The 15,258-nt window shown below is 73.2% G+C and carries 19 protein-coding genes and 1 tRNA gene; 9 read left to right on the top strand and 11 right to left on the bottom strand.

The window, feature by feature from the left end:
- Positions 1 to 72 precede the first annotated feature (72 nt).
- The 3 genes from QUV83_RS06915 to QUV83_RS06925 form a co-directional block, all read right to left on the bottom strand.
- Positions 73 to 306, bottom strand: a complete 234-nt coding sequence (locus QUV83_RS06915; protein ID WP_289563454.1) for a DUF7455 domain-containing protein — start codon at positions 304 to 306, stop codon at positions 73 to 75.
- Between the two features lie 164 nt (positions 307 to 470).
- Positions 471 to 884, bottom strand: a complete 414-nt coding sequence (locus QUV83_RS06920; RefSeq protein ID WP_289563455.1) for a DUF4345 domain-containing protein — start codon at positions 882 to 884, stop codon at positions 471 to 473.
- A gap of 83 nt (positions 885 to 967) precedes the next feature.
- A complete protein-coding gene (locus tag QUV83_RS06925; protein WP_289563456.1) occupies positions 968 to 1,786 on the bottom strand; it encodes an NmrA family NAD(P)-binding protein in 819 nt (272 codons plus the stop codon).
- 169 nt (positions 1,787 to 1,955) lie between these two features.
- Between QUV83_RS06925 and QUV83_RS06930 the strand changes: the two genes are divergently transcribed.
- The 5 genes from QUV83_RS06930 (at position 1,956) to QUV83_RS06950 (ending at position 5,726) form a co-directional block, all read left to right on the top strand.
- Positions 1,956 to 2,915, top strand: coding sequence for an AraC family transcriptional regulator (locus QUV83_RS06930; protein ID WP_289563457.1), 960 nt, complete (start codon positions 1,956 to 1,958; stop codon positions 2,913 to 2,915).
- Positions 2,916 to 2,962: 47 nt separating this feature from the next.
- Positions 2,963 to 3,403 (top strand): nitroreductase family deazaflavin-dependent oxidoreductase, encoded by a 441-nt coding sequence (locus QUV83_RS06935; protein WP_289563458.1) that lies wholly within the window; start codon positions 2,963 to 2,965, stop codon positions 3,401 to 3,403.
- 71 nt (positions 3,404 to 3,474) lie between these two features.
- Positions 3,475 to 4,086 (top strand): hypothetical protein, encoded by a 612-nt coding sequence (locus QUV83_RS06940; RefSeq protein WP_289563459.1) that lies wholly within the window; start codon positions 3,475 to 3,477, stop codon positions 4,084 to 4,086.
- An 18-nt stretch (positions 4,087 to 4,104) separates the two neighbouring features.
- Positions 4,105 to 4,374: an acylphosphatase gene (locus QUV83_RS06945; RefSeq protein ID WP_289563460.1), complete on the top strand. Its 270-nt coding sequence runs from the start codon at positions 4,105 to 4,107 to the stop codon at positions 4,372 to 4,374.
- A 185-nt stretch (positions 4,375 to 4,559) separates the two neighbouring features.
- A complete protein-coding gene (locus QUV83_RS06950; protein WP_289563461.1) occupies positions 4,560 to 5,726 on the top strand; it encodes a GNAT family N-acetyltransferase in 1,167 nt (388 codons plus the stop codon).
- A 25-nt stretch (positions 5,727 to 5,751) separates the two neighbouring features.
- Here QUV83_RS06950 and QUV83_RS06955 read toward each other — a convergent pair.
- The 6 genes from QUV83_RS06955 to QUV83_RS06980 form a co-directional block, all read right to left on the bottom strand.
- A tRNA-Lys gene (locus QUV83_RS06955) sits at positions 5,752 to 5,824 on the bottom strand.
- A 148-nt stretch (positions 5,825 to 5,972) separates the two neighbouring features.
- Positions 5,973 to 6,560: a hypothetical protein gene (locus QUV83_RS06960; RefSeq protein WP_289563462.1), complete on the bottom strand. Its 588-nt coding sequence runs from the start codon at positions 6,558 to 6,560 to the stop codon at positions 5,973 to 5,975.
- Positions 6,561 to 6,626: 66 nt separating this feature from the next.
- Positions 6,627 to 7,511, bottom strand: a complete 885-nt coding sequence (locus tag QUV83_RS06965; RefSeq protein ID WP_289563463.1) for a hypothetical protein — start codon at positions 7,509 to 7,511, stop codon at positions 6,627 to 6,629.
- A complete protein-coding gene (locus QUV83_RS06970; protein ID WP_289563464.1) occupies positions 7,508 to 8,125 on the bottom strand; it encodes a hypothetical protein in 618 nt (205 codons plus the stop codon). Before QUV83_RS06970 ends, QUV83_RS06965 begins: the two co-directional genes overlap by 4 nt.
- A 2-nt stretch (positions 8,126 to 8,127) precedes the next feature.
- Positions 8,128 to 8,706, bottom strand: a complete 579-nt coding sequence (locus tag QUV83_RS06975) for a hypothetical protein (RefSeq protein ID WP_289563465.1) — start codon at positions 8,704 to 8,706, stop codon at positions 8,128 to 8,130.
- Between the two features lie 60 nt (positions 8,707 to 8,766).
- A complete protein-coding gene (locus QUV83_RS06980; RefSeq protein ID WP_289563466.1) occupies positions 8,767 to 10,041 on the bottom strand; it encodes a hypothetical protein in 1,275 nt (424 codons plus the stop codon).
- Positions 10,042 to 10,417: 376 nt separating this feature from the next.
- Here QUV83_RS06980 and QUV83_RS06985 point away from each other — a divergent pair, with 376 nt between their 5' ends.
- From QUV83_RS06985 to QUV83_RS06990, 3 genes are all read left to right on the top strand, one after another.
- Positions 10,418 to 10,894, top strand: a complete 477-nt coding sequence (locus QUV83_RS06985; protein WP_289563467.1) for a hypothetical protein — start codon at positions 10,418 to 10,420, stop codon at positions 10,892 to 10,894.
- A 118-nt stretch (positions 10,895 to 11,012) separates the two neighbouring features.
- On the top strand, positions 11,013 to 11,267 hold the full coding sequence (locus tag QUV83_RS17660) for a hypothetical protein (protein WP_354003928.1): 255 nt from the start codon (positions 11,013 to 11,015) through the stop codon (positions 11,265 to 11,267).
- Positions 11,268 to 11,828, top strand: a complete 561-nt coding sequence (locus tag QUV83_RS06990; RefSeq protein WP_289563468.1) for a hypothetical protein — start codon at positions 11,268 to 11,270, stop codon at positions 11,826 to 11,828.
- A 97-nt stretch (positions 11,829 to 11,925) separates the two neighbouring features.
- Here QUV83_RS06990 and QUV83_RS06995 read toward each other — a convergent pair whose 3' ends face one another.
- Both QUV83_RS06995 and QUV83_RS07000 read right to left on the bottom strand, forming a co-directional pair.
- A complete protein-coding gene (locus QUV83_RS06995; protein ID WP_289563469.1) occupies positions 11,926 to 13,371 on the bottom strand; it encodes an MFS transporter in 1,446 nt (481 codons plus the stop codon).
- Positions 13,372 to 13,621: 250 nt separating this feature from the next.
- On the bottom strand, positions 13,622 to 14,395 hold the full coding sequence (locus tag QUV83_RS07000; protein WP_289563470.1) for an MBL fold metallo-hydrolase: 774 nt from the start codon (positions 14,393 to 14,395) through the stop codon (positions 13,622 to 13,624).
- Positions 14,396 to 14,807: 412 nt separating this feature from the next.
- Between QUV83_RS07000 and QUV83_RS07005 the strand changes: the two genes are divergently transcribed.
- Positions 14,808 to 15,194 (top strand): hypothetical protein, encoded by a 387-nt coding sequence (locus QUV83_RS07005; RefSeq protein WP_289563471.1) that lies wholly within the window; start codon positions 14,808 to 14,810, stop codon positions 15,192 to 15,194.
- The last annotated feature ends 64 nt before the right edge of the window (positions 15,195 to 15,258 follow it).

Raw genomic sequence — 15,258 nt, forward strand, 5'->3', positions numbered from 1 at the left:
GCGCGCCATGGCCCGGACGTGGCGGCGCCCCCAGGCCCGTCATGGGCCCAGGGGCGCCGTCGCCTGCGGCGGTCAGTCGCTCGCGGACTCCTGGTCGATGCGGTGGCGCTCGTCGTGGATGGTCGCGCCCGACCCGACGAGCCCCGCCTCGAAGGCGCGGAAGTGGTGGCCGCAGAACAGGAGGTCCAGGCCGTCGGTGGCCGGGATCGTCGCCCGGACGTACGCCTGCGCGCCGCAGCGGTCGCAACGGTCGCGGCGGGTCAGCGCTGCCGTGGGGGCGGACGCCTCGAGGGTGGGAGCTGTCATCGGGTCGTACCTCGTCTCGGTGCGGTGATCGGTCTCGCGCCCCGCGGTGCGGGATGCGCGACACCGGCCAGAACCGTTGGCGGGCGGCCGGCATTCCGGCGGCCGTGGCGTGTTCGCCCACCGGGGAAACCGGCGCCCGCCGACGCGCTGCCGCCCGGGGAGGCTCAGCCGCCCGACCGCGCCCGGCGCCGCAGGAGCGTGACGGCGCAGGCCACGCCGATCACCCCCTCGACCACCCCGGCGGTGAGCAGGCTCGGCCCTGGCCAGCCGTCGGCCGCCCACGCGACGGCGCGCCCCACCGCGTAGGACAGGTACAGCGCGGAGCCCGCGAAGAGCGCGGGCCCGGCCAGACGCGGGCGCGCGACGCCCGCGAGCAGTCCGATCCCCGCGGCGAGCACCACGCCCGATGCCGCGCGCAACTCGCTCAGCAGCCCCGCGTCGTCGCCCACCACCACCCCCGACGCGGCGTGAAACGCGTCCGGGGCGACGAGCCCTGCCGCCCCCACGGCGACGGCGACTCCTCCGGCGGCGAGCAGCGCGGCGATGGCGGGCATGTCCCGGCGCGGGGGCGCGGCCACTGGCGCCAGGGGAGTCGGCGCGGCCACTGGCGCCAGGGGAGTCGGCGCGGCCACCGGTGCCAGGGGAGCTGGCGCGGCGCTCATCAGGCCCACGCCCCGGCGGCCGCCGCCGCGCGGCACACGTCCGCGAAGTCCCGGGGCTCGCGGCCCAACGCCTCCTGCACCCCGCGGCCCAGCGACTCGTTGCGGCCGTCGAAGACCTCGACGCACAACCCCGTCAGCAGGTCGGCGTGCGCGGCGCCCACCTGCTCCGTGAGCGCCTGCCGGAACGTCTCCGCGTCGATCGGCACATAGGCCAGCGGGGCGCCCGTCACGGCGCTGATCTCCTGGGCGGCGGTGTCGAAGGACAGCAGCCGGGGGCCGGTGAGCTCGTAGACCCGGCCGCCGTGGCGCGGCTCGGTGAGCGCGGCGACGGCCACGTCCGCGATGTCGTCAGCGTCCACGAACGGCTCGACCACGTCGCCGGCGGGCAGGGCGAGCACCCCGCCGAGCACCGACTCATGGAGCTGGCCCTCGGTGAAGTTCTGGGCGAACCAGGACGCCCGCACCACCGTGTGGTCGATTCCGGAGGCGCGCACGATGTCCTCGCAGCGCTGCGCGCCGGCCTCGCCGCGGCCCGCGAGCAGGACGATCCGCTCGACGCCCGCCTCGCGTGCGACGGCGGTGAGCGCCTCGATGGCCGCAGGCGCCTGGGGCGCGACCAGGTCCGGGTAGTACGACACGTACAGGCCGCGCACCCCGGCGAGGGCGTCAGGCCACGCCGACGGCTCATCCCAGTCGAAGCGCGGGGTGGTGCGCCGGGACAGCGGTCGCACGTCATGGCCGAGGGCGGTGAGCCGCTCGACGATGCGGCGGCCGGTGGTGCCGGTCGCGCCGATGACTGCCAGCTGCGGGCTCTGCATGATGCCTCCTGCGATGTGGGTGCTGCTCCGGCGCGACGTCTGGGGCGTCTCCGGCGTCTGTCCACCGTCGCTGGGGCGGCCGGGGCGGCGCCATCGCCTGGCGTCCGGCCCTGTATGCCGTTCGTCCACAGGCCTGGATGACTGGCACACCGCATGCGAAGGTCGTGGAGTGCCCCAGCCGCCGCGCCCGCTGCCCGCCGCCGACCCGCTCGGCGAGTCGCTGCACCTGCTGCGCCTGACCGGCACCCTCTACTGCCGGGCCGAGCTCGGGGCGCCCTGGGGCGTCGAGGTGCCGCCCCTCGACTCGTGCATGGTCCTGATCGTCGTCACCGCCGGGCAGTGCCTCCTCGACACCGGCGGGGCCGCCCCGCGAACCCTCGACGCCGGGTCCGTCGCGCTCCTCACCCGTGGCGCCGCCCACACGCTGCGCAGCGCCGCCGGCGACCCCGTGGTCCCTCTTTTCGACATCCCCGTCGACCAGGTCAGCGACCGGTACGAGGTCATGCGCGTGGACGGTGGCGGCGCGCTCACCCGGGTGACGTACGCGGTGCTGTCCGTCGAGAGCGGCAGCACCCGCAGGCTGGTGGAGCAGCTCCCCGAGGTGATCCAGGTCGACGCCTGGGGCGACGCGAGCGCCGGGGCGTTCCACGACGTGCTCCGCATCGTCGCCGCCGAGGCCGAGACCAGCCGCCCCGGCGGGGAGACGGTCATGACCCGGCTCGCCGACGTGCTCGTCGTGCAGCTCATGCGCTCCTGGCTCGACCACGCCCCCGAGGCGCGGCTCGGCTGGATCGCCGCGCTGCGCGACCCGCACCTGGGCCGGGTGCTCGGCGCCGTGCACCACGCCCCCGAGCACCCGTGGTCGCTCCAGGTGCTCGCCCGCGAGGCGCGCATGTCGCGCTCCGCGTTCGCCGCCCGGTTCGCCGAGCTCGTCGGCATGCCGCCGATGCGCTACGTCACCGCCTGGCGCCTGCAGGTCGCGCACGACCACCTCACCGCCGGCGCCGACCCGCTCCCCGTCATCGCCCAGCAGGTCGGGTACCTCTCTGAGGCCGCGTTCTGCCGGGCGTTCCGCCGCGAGTACGGCGTGTCACCGGGGAGCCTGCGGCGTGTGAGAGCCGCCGCCTGACGGGATGGGCATGGACAAGGCCACCGCGGGGGGAGTACTGAGGGGGCATGCCTCTCATCGGTGAGTACGAGCCCAGCCCCAGCTCCTGGGCCGCCCAGCAGGTCGAGAAGTACGAGAGCTCGGGCGGCACCGAGGGGACGACGATGCGCGGCATGCCCGTCGTCATCCTCACCACCCGCGGCGCCCGCAGCGGCAAGCTCCGCAAGACGCCGCTGATGCGCGTCGAGCACAACGGCGACTACGCCGTCGTCGCGTCGCTCGGCGGGGCCGCGAAGAACCCCGTCTGGTACTACAACGTCGTCGCCGACCCGCACGTCGAACTGCAGGACGGCCCGCAGAAATGGGACATGATCGCCCGCGAGGCCAAGGGCGAGGAGAAGGACCTGTGGTGGGCGCGCGCCGTCGAGGCGTACCCCGACTACGCCGACTACCAGCGCAAGACCGACCGGGAGATCCCGGTGTTCGTGCTCGAGCACGCCGAGGGCTGATGTCGCGGCATCGGGCAGACCGGGACGAAAGCCTCATGAGTGCGTCGCCACGGCATCGCTAGCGTGACCAGATGGGCGTCGACGCACAGGCCAGCGCTGGCAGCGCTGACATCGACCTGAGCCGGGCCTGGGCGCCCGCCATGACCGACGCGGCCGTAGTCCATCTCGTGCTGATCTCCGAGTGCGCCGCCCCCGACCCGCAGGACGACTACGACGGATCGCCCGGCTCGCTGTTCGACACCACGACCCTCGAGGCGTTCGCCGCCGCAGGCCTACCCGTGCGAACTGCCGCGGACCTGACCGCCCTTGGCATCCACCGCACCGTCGCGGTACGGCACCCCAAGACGGCATCGGGCATCAGCGCGGCCACGGTCCGTGAACACGCCGGTGTCCTGGCCGACGAGCTCGCCAGGATGCCCGCAGCCCGCGCCTACCTGCTCATGGGAGACGTCGCGATCGCCGCCGTCAACCACATCGCCCGGGAACGGACTGGCAAGCGCGCGGTCCCCGCCGGCTCGACGTACAGGATCCGTGGCGGCGCGCACGAGCTGGGCGGCGTTCGCCTGTTCCCGTCCTACCTCCAGGCCGGGCCCGCATGGCGCATCGAGGCCTCCAAGCGGCAGATGATCGCCGAGGACATCGCCGCCGCCCTCGTGGTCGCGGGAATCCCCGCCGCCGCCTGATCGGCGCAGAATGGACCCGTGATCGCTCGCCAGCTCGTCGTGCGGGGCGTCGTGCAGGGGGTCGGCTACCGCGCGGCGCTCGTCGCCGAGGCGCGGCGGCTCGGGGTGGCCGGCTGGGTGCGCAACCGTCCCGACGGGGCGGTGGAGGCGCATGTCATCGGGGAGGCCGACGCGGTGGAGGCGCTGGTCGGCTGGGCGCGCCTGGGCCCACGGCTCGCGGCGGTGAGCAACGTCGAGGTCAGCGAGACGACGCCAGATGGCAGCGTGGCGTTCACCGTCGAGCGGTGACCCCGGCGAAGCGCGGCATGGGGCCTCGCTGCCCCGCGAGCTGGAGGGCGTTGAGCAGGATCTCCGCCAGCGCCGCATCGCGCAAAGGGCCGAGACCGCGCGCCATCAGCGTCGAAAAGAGGTAGACAAGGGGCTGGGCCCGATTTGTCCGATCCGGCCCTCCACGAAGCCCAATGGAGGACCTCGTGCACATACGGCTCATCCCGCTGTCCCGGGTCACGGAGACCGATGCCCAGGCCTGGCGGCGACTCGCCGACCTGGCAGTCGAGCCCAATCTGTACCTGGACCCGCGCTTCCTCATCCCCGCTCGGGCGCGTCCGGAGTCCGACGGCATGCAGATCGTCGTCGTGGAGGAGCGCGGGCAGTGGCTAGCGGCACTGGCCGTCACCACCAAGGAGGTCGCCAACGGGGCGCGGGTGCGCGCGGCGACCACGGGCGGGCCATTCATGACGCCGCACTCCGACCGCCACCACCCGCTCGTGCGGCGGGGCGACGTCGTCGGCGCGCTCACGCTCCTGCTGCGCGGGATGACCTCCATTGGGCTGCCCGGGCTGGTCCAGCTCCAGCGGTTCCCGGCCGAGGGCGTCCTCGCGGAGGCGCTCGCAGAAGCGGTGAACCAGACCTCCATGCTGGTCCACGAGCGGCGTCGGGAGGTCACCGCCTTCGCACGCCGGGCCAGCCTGCCGGTCCCGCCAGGCGATGGGCTCGCAACCGTTCCCGTGCTGGTCACCAGCCACCTGGCCAAGAACGAGCGGAAGCAGACGGGCCGCTGCGCACGCGGGTTGGAACGCATCGCCGGCGGGCCGCTCGAGTTACGGGACCGGAGCGCAGACCCCACCGTCGACGAGGAGTTCCTCGACCTGCAGGCATCCGGCTGGAAAGGCGACCACAGTCGTGGCGGCGCCGCCCTGCGGCTGAACCCGCAGAACGAACGGTGGTTCCGTGACGTGACGTCACGATTCCGGCGCGACGGAGACCTGCTCGTCACCCAGCTCGCGGCAGCCGGCCAGACGCTGTGGATCGGCTACGTCCTGCGATCCGGTGGCGCGTGCTTCGGATTCCTGGACGCCTACGCCCAGGAGCACGCCAAGTACAGCCCCGGGTCGATCGGCCGCAACGCGGAGATGACCCAGGTCTTCCGGGTCACCGACGCACCGTTCTTCGACCCCGCCTTCGACGCGCGCTACGCCACCGCCACGCGGATCTTCCCCGACCGGCGCACCCAAGTCGACCTGCTCGTCGCCACCCGGGGACTGGCCGCGCGCACCCTGCTACGTGCGGCGCCCCTGGCTCAACGGTGGAGTGCCGAGGCTGTCAGGCGGCAGGCGCCGGCGTCGGCCACGCGCCCCTGACGGGCCGATGTCCGCGACGACTGAGTGGGCCCCGTGGGGCTCGAACCCACGACCCGCGGATTAAAAGTCCGCTGCTCTGCCAACTGAGCTAGAGGCCCGGGTGATGAGTGGATTCACTCGTGGAACCCACCGGAGAACACCCGTGTCGTTCGCCGGGGCGGTGGGGCCGCCCTGGTGCCGACGGGATCCAAGGTACCGCCTTGTCAGGGGGACGTTCTGCTGGGTATCCGACGGAGTGCCGGCTCGTCAGACGTCGGGGCGGGTCGACCGCAGCGTCGCGACGAGCTGCTGGACTTGCAGGTGCGAGGCCGGCAGGACACCACCGTTGGCTCGTGCGCACGGCGTCACGACGAGCTGCCCGCCGACCATGTCGAGCCCCAGGGCCGGGCGCCCGGTGGAGCCTGCGAAGCCCCTAGTCACAGTCACCGAGTCAACGTGGGACCAGGTCGCAGCGACGAGCTGACGCGGCTGGGCACCCGTCCGCCACAGCGCGACCCCCGCAGCCGACCATCCGATCACCACCGGGCTGCCCGGTCGGAGCCCGCGCTCCCAGGTGCCGGACCGCACAAGCTGCGTAGCCAGCGAGGCGTCCGCCCAGCCGCAGTGCAGCGACCAACCTGGCAGTGCGGCGGTCAGCTCGCGGTGAGCCGTGCGTGCGCGACGCACGACGACGGCGGTCCCGAGCCATACGCCTCCAAGGACGAACGCCAGCGTGACGACCGCCGCTCCGCGCGTGCCGGCGTCGGCGTCAGCCAAACCCGTCCAGGCGAGCACCACGAGCACTGCCGCGCCGACCGCTGTGAGAGCGAGGGTGGCACGACCGGCCCCGGTCACGTCCCGGCCTCGTCGGGTAGGGAGGTCACTGCGACCAATCGGCCAGTCGCGGCCCGCGGTGAGGGGTCAGCGGACGTCACGGCGGTCCGCCCAGCCAACGGTGACGGCCAGCGTCGCGAGGGTCGCCGCGGCGGCGACCGTCAGGCCGCCGAGCACGTCCCACGTCATGCCGAGCGCCCGCGGCAGCCCATCTGCCGAGGCGAGCGCGAGCACCCCCGGGATGGCGAGCGCGGCCGCCTGCAGCACGAACGCGGTCGCGGATCGCTGCGCAAGCTGGGCGGCGAGGTCCTGGCTGCCGTCGGCGGGCGGCCACGCCTCGCGCAGCCGGCGCGTCCACATGACCTCGGAGACCGGCAGCCCTGCCCGTGCGCACGCGTCGACAATCGGCCCCCGGTCGGATGACGGGAACCACGTCGGCCACCCGAGCGAGGCGCGTGCCGCCCCCGCCGCGTCGACGAGGTCGAACCGGACCGGGTCCCCCTTGATCGTGACGATCCGCGCGGCCTCGACGGCGCCCTCGCCGCTGCGGGGCCAGGAGTGGTGCGCGTGCAGCCATGTCGCGACGCCGACGCGTTCCGGCTCGATCCACAGCCGTGTCCGTCGGGCAAGGCCGAGCGGGGTGCCGATGTGCCCGACTTGCCCGGGCACGAGCTCCACGGATCGGGGCGCGGCCGGCCGGGGTGCGAGGACCGTGACGGCGGTGGTTGGCACGCGGGGGCGGCGCAGGAACCGGGCGTGCTCGACGGCGAGGCCACCGAGCACGGCCACCGTGCAGCAGAGCGTGAGCGCGGCCAGCATGGCCAGGGACGTGCTGGTGGTCGCCGCCGCTGCCGGGACGACCACGAGGCCGAGCACTCCGCCGGTGAGCGCCGTCAGATGCACCCGTGGCGGGAGCGCGGGGGAGGCGCCCGGCAGCACGGGGCCGGGCCACCTGGCCTGCGACCGGATCACGGCGCCACGTCGTCCGGACCGACCGACGAGGCCACGGTGTCGAACAGGTCGAGCAGCGCGGCCGCCACCTGGACCATCGGGGAGGAGAACGTGAGCTGGACGACCGGGCCGCCATCCCCGGCGTCGAGCCAGTAGTCGACCACCAGCATCGTGATCTCCGTCGCCCCGAGGTCGTCGTCACCCGCGCGGCGGCACACCCGGCGGACCACGGGGCCGAACTGCCCGGGAGCGATGTCGAGCGCGTCGGGCACGGCGTCGGACGAGGCCAACGCGTCCACGAGAGTGCTGAGGCCTGCGTCGTCGAGCGTGAGGCCTGGCACCCGGTACGTCGTCATCGTCGCGGGCACCGGCACACCCTCAACAGTCATCAGGGAGATCGCCATGAGCGTGCCGCCTGCCGCGGCGGCTTGCGCGGCTGACGCTGTGAGCCGTGCGCGCAGCGCGGCGCGCAGCGCAGCGTCCTGGTCGCGGCGCCCGACCTGCTCGTCCACGAGGTCCGCGACCGATCGCCGCAGGCCCACGTCGTCGCCGAGCGCGATGACCCACCACGACGCGGGGACGAGCAGGGTCATCCCCGCGGTGGACGCGAGCCTCGCCTCCGGCGGGTTCGCCACGCTCATACCGCCTGGCCCAGCGTCACGGTCAGGCGGTTGACCGTGTCGACGCTCTCGTCCGCGAGCGCCTGGGCGAACTCCGCGACCGGCGTGCCGAAGACGATCTGCACGGCGTCGGTCGCCCCAGGCGGGAACACCGTCCACTCGATCTCGTTGAGCACCACGCGCGTCTTGCGGTCGGCCTGGGCGCGCGTCACCACCACGGCAGGACCGGCGTCGACCTCTGCCGCGGCGCTGTCGTGGTGGAACACCTTGACGCTCCGGTCGCGCGGCGGCTTGCGCACCGCGGCGAGGAAGTCGGCTGCGCTCGGAGCATCGACGCGCAGCTCGAGGACCATCGTGCCGTAGACCTCGCCCGTGGATCGGTCTGGGACCCACACGCCGAGCTGCAGCAAGGCAGCTTTGGCCTCGCGCATCTCCGCGTCGACCGCCTGCACCGCAGCGCGCACCCGGTCCTGGGCGGCAGGCCCGTCGGCGAGCCGCTCGGCGACCGCGTCGGCATCGACAGGGACCTCTCCCGGCTGCCACCCGCCCCACGTCGGGCTCACCCCGAGCTTCCATCCCACGATCTGCTGCGTCATTGCTCCGTCTTTCTTGCTCGTGGTCCGCTCAGCCTGCCGGCGCCAGCACCTCGGCGGGGCTCAGCGCAGGCCGAGCTGCTCTGCCGGCGACGGTCCGAACCCGAATGTCTCGCTGATCGCGACGAACGGGCTGACGATAGCCGCCGGGCTGTTGCCGCCGGACATCCAGTCGACCGTCGCGGACACGCCGACCGTCTGGTCGTACGCACCCACACCGACCGTCGCCCCCGAGGTCGCGTAGGCCGCGTTGGCCACCCCGAGTGCACGGGCCGTCGTGGGCGCGACCTGGGTGAGGACCGGCGCGATGTCAGGCAGGGTCGAAGCGGCCGTCGTCAGGGCATGGTCAGCCTGCAGCGCACCGACGAGGGCGCGCGGATCGGGCCAGGCGGACGCAAGGTGGGTGGCGCCCGACCCGAAGGCGGAGCTCCAGCCCTGCGCGGAGGTACCGAGCGAACGCACCGCGGCGACGTCGCTCCAGATCGCCTGCGGCTTGAGCGTGGCCCATACCTCGGGGCGCCGCAGCGCCTGCAGCAGGCTCGTGCTGGCCTGCTGCGCAAGGGGGCGCGCCTGCAATCGCGACAGCGCGCCCGCGACGTCGCCGACGAGGTCCGTGATCGTGGCTGCTGAGCTGCCGGTCGGCAGGCCCTGTGCCGCGCGGGACGCGACGGACTGCGCCGCGAGGCGACCTGCGTCGAGCCGAGCAACCCCCTGGGCCCCCGTACCCGCGGACCGGGCCACGGCGCCGAGGACCCGGCCCGCCCCGAACGTCGCGAGCGCGAATGCGTCCCAGCCGATGTCGCCCCACGAGCCCTCGCCGTTGGCGAGCAGGACGATGTCCGCGACCAGCTTGACCGCCGTCGCGATCGCGGCCACGGCAGCCAGCGCCTGGCCGAGGACGGGGACCCAGCACAGGACGAGCGCGAGGATGCCGGTGACACCGGCGACGATGCCGGCGACCTGAGAGATCGCGCCGAACACGGCGGAGCCCCAGTTGTCCCACCATGAGTCGCGGAGCCCGTCGTTGTCCGTCGTCCCGCGGATCGTGTCGACCGCACGTCGGGCCCCGTCGTCGCGCAGCGACGTCGCCGCCTGCAGGTCGGCGCGGGCGAGCTCGAGCGCGGCCTCGGCCGCGTCCCGGTCCCTGCGCGCGGAGGCCAGCGCCCCGCGCAGCGGGGCGAGCGCCGCGGACGTCGCATCAGCCGGTGCGTCGTCGAGCGCAGCGTCGGCCCGCCGCACCTGACCCTGCGCGGCCGTCAGGGCGTGCTCGGCGTTCTGCGCGTCGCGGAGCGCCTGCTCCGACTCCGACTGTCGCGTTCTGCGTGCCCCGAGGTTCACGTTCCCGATACGGCTCGGTCGCGCTCTGGGAAAGTGAGGGGAGCGTCGCACGCGATGCGCGGTATCGCAGGTCAGAGTTAATCCACTCATCACCCAGAGGCCCGGGTGATGAGTGGATTGACTCGTGGAACCCACGGGAGAACACCCGTGTCGTTCGCCGGGGCGGTGGGGCCGCCCTGGTGCCGACGGGATCCAAGGTACCGCCTCGTCAGGGGGCGGTTCTGCTGGGGCGTGCGCGCGTATGGCCGTTCGTGGCGCGTCGGTGGAACCTCGGGAGAACTGTGCCACTGCCCGAACCGGACGGCGGGACGGCGGTCGTCCACACCGAACCTTCCCCCGTCGCGTCGGCAGCGACCCCCGAGAGACTGGAGACGGTATGACTTTCCGTGAAGTGCGGCACGCCTCAGCGGGTGCCCGAGTGGCCATCGTCGGAGTCGGCGTGGTCGTCGCGGTCAGTGCTCTGCTGCCCCAGTGGGCAAGCACGACGTCGGACTCCGAGCGGGCCCTGTTGGTCGCCCTCATGGCCTTCGTCGTCGGCCTCTGCCTGTTGGCCGCGGGGATGTCCTCGGTCACAGAGGTGACCACCGAGGGTGTTGAACTGACATTCCGCCTCGTGATCCCGATCTGGCATCGGCGCATCCCCTGGGACGACTTGTCCGTCGACGGTGTCGAGCGGGTCGGCGTCATCCGGGCAGGGGGCCTTGGGCTGCGCTACCTGGGAGGCGGTCGCGTCGCGGTGCTAGTGCGCCCGGGGCCGGGTGTGGTCCTTCACACCCGTGGGGGCGAACGAACGTACGTCGTCGGGAGCGACCGGTCCACCGAGCTCATCGACACGCTCACCGCGCACCGCTGAGCACGCTCACAGCGGCTGCGACGGTTCGCACTGAGGGGTGCGCCGGTATCCCCACCGCAGGGACTGCACTCCGCCGGTGCAAACACCGGAGCCGCGGAGTACGGCGTGGCCCAGGGGGATGGTCCGGTTGAGTGAAAGTAGCGCGGGTTGTCCACAGGGGCGGGGTGCGGCCCTAGGTTCCGAGCACATCGCTGGGGCGCGGGGCGACGGTGACGACCACATTGAAGGGGGCGAGGGCAATGACGTGCTCTACGGCGAGGCCGGTGACGACACACTCCTGGGCGGAGGAGGGAACGACACCCTCGACGGAGGGCCCGGTCGCGACGTTCTGGACGGTGGCAACCGTCGCGATGTCCTGCGTGACGAGCCGTAGGTGAGCACCCCGCGGCGTGTTGCGCTCACGGTCCTGCTCACCGTCGTGCTGGGGGCTGCGGGCGCCCTCGGCGGTGTGGCGTTCCACTGGTACGTGGTGCAGCCCAGCGACGAGGAGTTGCTCGCCGCCTCGCGCGAGGTCGACCTCGGCGGGCTCAGCCCGACGACGACTCCCGTGATCACTGGCAGGTGGGCGCCGTCACTCGCACGCGGGGCGGCCGAGTGGTCCGCCAGTTCCGGTGACGTGGACTCCTTGGTCGACGTGGTGGACGACCTGGAGGCGGAGGGCTGGACCGTCGACCGGGTCGTGGGGCAAGGGGCGATGGGGAGGGTGCACGCTTCTCGGGGCGGTGTGGACGTCGGCGTCTGGCTGCGCGCCTCAGACGAGGGCGGCGCCGAGGCGACGGTCGCCCTTGCCCGGGGGAACGCTGTGCCGTCACTGACGGTCACTGTCGTCCTGGGCGCTGTCGCGGGCGCGCTCGCCGGTGTCACCCTCGGTCTGGCGGTTCGGCGTCCGCGCGGAGGTCCCGGGAAGCCGGCGTCCTACCCGACGTGCCCATAGCGGACACCGTCGAATTGGGCTTAGGCGCGATCGCGACGCTCGGGAGGCGCCGCCTCGCTGGCAGGCCCCGTGGAGGGCCGGCCAGCGGGGCGCCGGATCACGCGAGGTGCAAGACCGGGGACCGGTCGGCGTGCGCCGCGTCCTGCATGGTGTCCTTTCCGATCAACGCGGCTGCGAGGACAGCGGCGCCGACGAGGAGCCCGGCGGCCAGCAGGAACACCGCGGAGTAGCCGTCGACCGCGGCGGCGGGCGAGCTCGGGTCCCCCGCGCCGTCGACGACTGCCACGTACAGGGCGGTGACAACGGCGAGGCCGATCGAGCCGCCGATCTGGTTGGACGCGTTGGCCGTGGCGGCGGCCGCGCCCGCGTCGTGCGGCGCCACACCGAGCAGCGACAGGTTCTGCAGCGGGACGAAGGTGAAGCCCAGGCCCACGCCCATCACCAAGACGCCAGGGAAGACATGCGACCAGTACCCGCCGTCGACGGTGATGAAGCTGAGGTAGGCGATGCCCGCCGCGGCGATGAGCGGGCCGAAGATCAACTGACGGCGCGGGCCGATCTGGTTCAGAAGCCTCGTGGCGAACGGGACCGTGATCATGATGCCCGCGGTGATCGGCAGCGTGGCCAGGCCCGCGAACAGCGGGCTCAGCCCCAGCACGATCTGCAGGTGGAAGGTCAGGTAGAGCATCGCGCCGATCATCACGGCGCCGGTGAGGGCCTGGAGCGAGAAAGCGGCCGCGCGGGCGCGGTTCCGCACAACGCGCAGCGGCAGCAGCGGGTGGCTGGACCGTGCCTCGACGACGACGAAAAGCACCAGTAGCAGTACTCCGAGCGCGAGCAGGCCGAGCGTGCCGATGGACGTCCACGACTCCTCGGCCAGGGTGAGGCCGTAGACGAGCGAGGCGAGCCCGGCGGTGACGGCCACTGCGCCCAGCACGTCGTAGCGCCGGTCGCCCTCGGCGCGGCTCTCGGTGAGCAGGGTGAGCGCGCCGACGACGCCGAGCACGACGAACGGCAAGTTCACCAGGAGGCACCACCGCCAGTTGAGGTACTCGGTCAGCACGCCGCCCAGCAGCAGCCCGACAGCCGAGCCGGCGCCGGCGACCGATCCGAAGATCGCGAACGCCGTGTTGCGCTCCCGCCCGGAGGGGAACGTCACGGTCATGATCGCCAGCGCGGCGGGCGCCATGAGCGCAGCGGCGACGCCCTGGGCGCCGCGGGCGATCAGCAGCTCGCCGGCCGAGTGCGCCAGGCCACCCCATGCGGAGCCGGCGCCGAACAGGACGAGGCCGAGCACGAACGTGCGGCGTCGGCCCCAGAAGTCGGCGATGCGGCCGCCGAGGAGTAGCAGCGCGCCGAATGCGAGGGCGTAGGCGGTGATGACCCACTGGCGGGACGTGTCCGACAGGCCGAGGTCGGCCTGCGCGCTGGGCAGCGCGACGTTCACGATGGTGCCGTCGAGGACGACGAGCAGCTGGGTCAGCGAGACGGTGGCGAGGATCCACCAGCGCCGCGTGGGCGCGTTCGGAGCAGGGGTCGGCACAGGAGGCCCTTCGACGGCAGTGGGTGGCGTCCGGGGTTTCCAGCCCCGATCGGCGCCCACAGGAGCCAGACCAAACCCGACGCTCTCGTCGGTCAGACAGCGAAGAAACGGTACATCGCTCGGCGCCCGGCGGTCGGCCGAGGCGGCCGTGCGGCGCCTCACTCCACTCGCCGTGCAGCAACGCGCCGGCGCGCCGCTTCCGGTGCGCCGCCCGGCAGTGGCGCACCGGCGCGAGACCACCGAGAGCGAGTCAGCGCAGCGGGATCACAGCGCCTTCCTCGGCGAGCAGGACCTCCCCGCCGTACACCTGTTGAGCCGCGGCCAGCGACAGCGCCCTGTCATGGTCCGGCCAGAAGTGCGTCAGCAGCAGCCGTCGCGCGCCGCACACCTCCGCGACCTCGCCCGCCTCCCGGGCGCTGAGGTGCACGGGGTCCACCGCCGTGGGAGACCCGAGCGGGCGGTCAGTGGCATCGACGATGAACAGATCCGCGTCGCGACCGAGATCGACCAGGTCAGGGGAGGGGCCGCTGTCCCCGGTGAAGGCGACCACGAGACCGTCGGCGGTGGTCAGGCGGACCCCGGCGTTCGGCACCTGGTGCGGGAGCAGCCAGCTCTCGAGGCGGAACGGTCCGACCTGGGACTCCGGGGCGGGGAGCGGGCGCCAGTCGAAGACCTGGTCGACGGCTCCCGTGTCGTGCTCCTCGAGTCCCAGCACCCGCTCGCGCACGCCCTCGGCGGCGTAGGTCGGCAGAGCGGGGGCCTCGGCCGCGGGCCAGCCGAGCCACCGAGCACGGAAGAGCCCGTGCAGGTCGTTCATGTGGTCAGGGTGTCGGTGCGTGATGATGACGGCGTCGAGCCCGAGCGCGGTCGTCGAGCCCAGATGCTCCAACAAGCGCGCAAGGGTGTCGTAGCCCAGGTCGATGACTACCCGGAAACCCTCGTGCTCGAACAGGAACCCGGTGCAGGCCCGGCGCGGCTCGGGCCATGCGCCACAACTTCCCAGCACGACCACGCGACTGCTCATCACCACACCGTCGCCCGGTCGCCGTGGTGGCGCAACAAGTCGACAACGCGGATCGAGCCGCACGTGTCACGGATGGCTCTGGTCCGGCTGAGTGAAAGTCACGCGGTTTGTCCCCGAGCCTCGACGGTGCGGCCCTAGGTTCCGAGCAACGTCGCATCGGGGCCACGCCCGCCCGACGTGCCCTCGACATCCTGGAGGCGCAGTGACCGCGTCCGCCACGGACACCCGCGTGACGAGCCGTAGGTGAGCACCCCGAGGCGCGTGGCGCTCACGGTTCTGCTCGCCCTCGTGATGGGGGTCGCGGGCGCCCTCGGCGGGGCGGCGCTCCACTGGTATGTGGTGCAGCTCAGCGACGAGGAACTGCTCGCCGCGGGAGGTCGACCTCGAGGGGCTCGGTCCGACGAGGCCTCTGGTGATCACCGGCAAGTGGGCGCCATCGCTCGATCGCGGGAGGGTCATGTGGGACGCCGAGTCCGACGGCGCGCATTCCGGGGCTGACGTGATGGCCGAGCTGGAGGCGGAGGGCTGGACCGTCGACCGGGTGGCGGAGCGCGGAGCGGCAGATCTGGTGAGCGCCTCCCGCGATGGGGCGGAGCTCGACGTCCGGCTGCGCGCGTCGGACGGGGGTGGCACCGAGGCAACGGTCAGCCTCGCCCGGGGACACGCTGTGCCGTCGCTGACGACCACTATCGTCCTGGGCGCCGTCGCGGGCGTGCTCGTCGGTGTCGCCCTCGGTCTGTCGGTTCGGCGTCCGCGCAGATCTCCCGGGAAGTCGGCGTCCCCCCTGACGCGCCCATAGCGGACACAGTCGAAGAGGGCTTCGGTGGAGCGGCGCGTTGCTGAACGTGGACAGCAGCGGTGCG

The sequence above is a fragment of the Cellulomonas cellasea genome, from assembly GCF_030372105.1.
Lineage (GTDB): Bacteria > Actinomycetota > Actinomycetes > Actinomycetales > Cellulomonadaceae > Cellulomonas_A > Cellulomonas_A cellasea_A.